The following is a 3,898-nucleotide window of genomic DNA, read 5'->3' on the forward strand; positions in this document are numbered from 1 at the left end:
CTATTTTAAGTTTTATTCTCAAAAAAAGGGGTTTGTTTTATCAAATGTACTAAAATCTATATAAACTATAAACCAAATAATTAATTATTCAATTATAAGGGTTTCAGTTGGATCCCAATTAGCTCTTATTTCAATCTCTTTATCAAAAAACTTAATTTTTTCTGGTTGTCGCTTTTCTAAAAAATTACCAGTATCCCAAATTCCGTTGTTATTTTTATCTGTTGTAACTCTTAAAAAATAATTGCCTGGTTCTAAAGATTCAAATCTAATGGTTTTTAATTCACTAATTTTAGCAACTCTAACAACCACATTTTTACTGTTTATTAACTCAACAATAAATGAAGATTTTAGAGAACTTTCTAGGTTTACATTTAAAATACCGTAATCTTCTGGGGTTTTTGTAGTTACGCTAAAAGATAAACTATCGTTTACAATATTATAAATGTCTTTTATTGCATTTGGCAACACTTCAACAGTGTATTTAGAATCAGGTTTTACATCAAAATTTAAATATAATTTAGTTTTAGATTTTGCTAAAATTGGTCTAAAATTTACTTTTATAGTATCTTGGTTAATTATAGAAATAAAAGATGTATCAATTTTTACTATTGGCGTATTGGAAGTAATAGCAAGTGTATCAATTAAATTCAATGTATTTCCAATACTATTTTGAATTTGTAAAGTATCTCTTTTAGTACTTCTTAATTTTGCAGTAAATTCTTCAAAATAATCGCCCTTAGAAACGGTAAAGTTTAAAGAATCTGTTTCAAAAGGAGTGTACCAGTAATTTATAGTGTCTTTTGTAGTGTCATAAATTATTTCAGATTTAAAATCAGCAGGAGTTTCAGACAAAAGGTTAATTATTACATCTTTTGCTTTTCCTTTAAATCCAAAAATTAAATGTCCGCTATTTACTTCTTTTGGTTTTAATATTTTTAATTTGGGTATTTCTTTAAAGATTGTAAAGTTGTAAACACTGTCGGTTGGCAGGGTTAATGTGTCTTCAACAAAACCTATTTTATCAATATCCGGATCGTAAATTTTATTATTATTGGCATCTTTTAAGGCTATAAGTAAATACTTGCCTTTTCTTATATTGCTAATTTCAAACAAAGTGCTGTCTAAGGTGTTGGAAATATAACGTGGTTTTTGTTTAAAAACCACAGAATCTGTAAATGCAGTATCGTATTCATAAAGCAATACATCTAAATTTTTTGAAGTTTCTTTAACCATTGGGTCTGTAACTTCTCCGGTAACTTCTAAAGAATCTATATAAGTTCCTGTTGAAAAAACATATTTAAAATTTCCTAATTTGTTTTCTTCATTATTATCTACAATACTATTTCCAAAGTTGTATAAATAAGTGGTATTTGCGTCTAAAGTGTCTAGAATTTTAATAGAAATAAATTTACTAGCAGTTCCTACTGGAGTTATTATTGGTTCATTTTTTTGAGGTGGAGAAATTATAAGTTGTTTTTTTACATCTTTTAACTTAATATATTCATCAAAATAAATTTTAATTCTTTTTTCTTTAAAATTTACAGTTTTATTTGCCGGTATTGCTTTTTCTAATATTGGAGGAATGGTGTCTTTATCTCCACCAGTTGGAGTTCCTCTTCTTGCGCAACTAAAAAGTATGCTGGCAAGTATTAAAACACTTAAAAATTTAAAAAAAGACAACCTCATATACATTTGTTTTGGATACAAAATAACAATTATTTTATTAAAAAAACGCAGTAATTATTAAGGTATTATATTTTTGAAATTTTTTATTGAGTATATGCCATAGTTGCAATACTAATTTTAATGTTTTTATTAGTTTCAAAAGCATTAATGCAAGCTTCAAGTGTAGCTCCCGTTGTAATTATATCATCAATTAAAAGAATGTGTTTATTTTTAAGGGTATTTGTTTTTTGAAGAATAAATTGATGTTCGGAGTTCTTCCACCTATCTAAACGCAATTTTTTTGTTTGAGTTTTAGTTGCGGAAGTTTTTAACAAAATATCTTCATAAAAAGGAATCTCTAATTTTTGAGACAAGCTTTTACCAAAAGTAGAAACCTGGTTGTAACCGCGTAAATGTTGTTTTGTCTTATGAAGTGGAACTGGTATAATACAATCTATTGTTTTAAATCGTTTTGAATTGAGTATTATTTCGCCTAACCAATCTCCAATAAAAGTTCCAACTTTTTGTTGGCTTTTATACTTTAATTGATGCATTAACTCTTGCACTTTTCCTTTTTTTAAAAAATACAATAAACTTGTAGCTTCTTGAACAGGAACTCTTCCATAAAATATTTTTTCAACTATATTATCAGCTTCATTTGTAAAATTTGTTACCGGTAAATCGTGTCTGCAATCGATACAAATTAATTGCTCGTTTGTTGTTAACTGATCTTTACAACACAAACAAATATCTGGATAAAAAATAGTAAATATATCTTTTAGGAAATTCATAGCTTTTTGGTTAAATTATGAAAAATAATTAAGTCAGAAAAATAAATTAAAATAATTATGAGTTATAAAAATTAATCCGTAACTTTAAAATTAGTCAGAAATAAAAATCCTCAAAAGTATTTAGTATTAATTTATAATTTAATTTTACGTTTTACGTTTAATTAAAAAAACTCCAATAAACTATAAACCCCTAAATAAACATAAGTCATGGAAGAAGAAAAAAAATCAAACAGTAAAATTATTGTAATCGCTTTAGCAGTGTTGCTTATAGGAGCCTTGGCATATACTTTTTATAATAAAAGTGAGCATAAAAAATTAACAGATGCAATTACAGTAGAAAAAGAAGAAATTGAACAAAATTTAGACAATATGATTGTCAAATACGAAGATGCAATTGGTCAGAATACCTCAATGTCTAATGAGTTGGCTTTTGAAAGAGACAGAATAATTGCTTTAAGAGACTCTATAAAAGGATTAAAAGCAACAAATCTTAATTTAATTTTTCGTTATAAAAAGCAAATTGCAAAGTTAGAAGAAACAAACAGACGTTTATTTTTTATGACAGATTCTTTAACTGGAGCAAATACCTTATTAACTCAAGATTTAGATAGTGCCAGAGTTAGTATTACTAGACAAATTGCTGTTAACGATACGTTATCTATGCAAAACATTAGTTTAGCCGAAAAAGTTGCAATAGGCTCCGTTTTAAAAGTGAGTGCTGCTAAGGTGTTGGCAATGAGAGAAAGAAATAGCGGAAAGTTGGTTGAAACCTCTAGAGCAAGAAATACAGATGCTTTTAGAATTAGTTTTACAGTTGGCAAAAATGAAATTTCTGAACCAGGCGAACGTCAGGTTTACATCCAAATAATTGATGTAACTACAGGAACTACTATTGCAAGTAAAGGTGAGGTAACAATACTAAACGATGAAACTATTAATTATAGTGATACTACAAGTATTAACTATTTAAATGAAGAAATAGACGTTGTAAGTTTAGTAGAAGTTAATAGAGATTTAATAGAAAGAGGTGTTTATGCTGTAAACATTTATATAGAAAGTAATATTGTAGGAGTTACAAAAATAACCTTAAAGTAAAATAAGTAACTCCAAATTAATTATATTTAATGTTAATTGGGTGGAAATAGTTTCGGCTATTTCCACTTTTTTGTTTTTTAGTACTAAAAGCTTTACTATTTTTGCACAATGGCAAATCAAGAAGATAAATTTAAAAAAGTAGTTTCACACGCAAAAGAATATGGTTATGTATTTCAATCAAGTGAAATTTACGATGGTTTGAGCGCAGTGTACGACTATGCTCAAAATGGTGTTGAGTTAAAGAAAAACATTAGAGACTATTGGTGGAAAGCAATGGTGCAAATGCATGAAAATATTGTTGGATTGGATTCTGCAATATTTATGCATCCAACAATTTGGAAAGCATC

General features: G+C 27.2%; 3 protein-coding genes and 1 pseudogene. 2 read left to right on the forward strand and 2 right to left on the reverse strand.

The features are described from left to right. Window positions 1-84: 84 nt before the first annotated feature. Both AB1Z17_RS00575 and AB1Z17_RS00580 read right to left on the reverse strand, forming a co-directional pair. Window positions 85-1,686, reverse strand: a complete 1,602-nt coding sequence (locus AB1Z17_RS00575) for an Ig-like domain-containing protein (RefSeq protein WP_368049849.1) — start codon at window positions 1,684-1,686, stop codon at window positions 85-87. An 83-nt stretch (window positions 1,687-1,769) separates the two neighbouring features. Continuing rightward, complete coding sequence (locus AB1Z17_RS00580; RefSeq protein WP_368049850.1) at window positions 1,770-2,456, reverse strand: ComF family protein; 687 nt, start codon at window positions 2,454-2,456, stop codon at window positions 1,770-1,772. A gap of 207 nt (window positions 2,457-2,663) precedes the next feature. Between AB1Z17_RS00580 and AB1Z17_RS00585 the strand changes: the two genes are divergently transcribed. Continuing rightward, window positions 2,664-3,551 (forward strand): hypothetical protein, encoded by an 888-nt coding sequence (locus AB1Z17_RS00585; RefSeq protein ID WP_368049851.1) that lies wholly within the window; start codon window positions 2,664-2,666, stop codon window positions 3,549-3,551. Between the two features lie 108 nt (window positions 3,552-3,659). Further along, window positions 3,660-3,898 (forward strand): annotated as a pseudogene (locus tag AB1Z17_RS00590) (glycine--tRNA ligase); the annotation flags it as partial.

This window comes from Lutibacter sp. (genome assembly GCF_040883305.1).
Lineage (GTDB): Bacteria > Bacteroidota > Bacteroidia > Flavobacteriales > Flavobacteriaceae > Lutibacter.

What these genes read in the sequence shown, in the direction of transcription:
- AB1Z17_RS00575 (WP_368049849.1), bottom strand. Translation starts at nt 1,686, where the DNA reads ATGAGGTTGTCTTTTTTTAAATTTTTAAGTGTTTTAATACTTGCCAGC.
- AB1Z17_RS00585 (WP_368049851.1), top strand. Translation starts at nt 2,664, where the DNA reads ATGGAAGAAGAAAAAAAATCAAACAGTAAAATTATTGTAATCGCTTTA.
- AB1Z17_RS00580 (WP_368049850.1), bottom strand. Translation starts at nt 2,456, where the DNA reads ATGAATTTCCTAAAAGATATATTTACTATTTTTTATCCAGATATTTGT.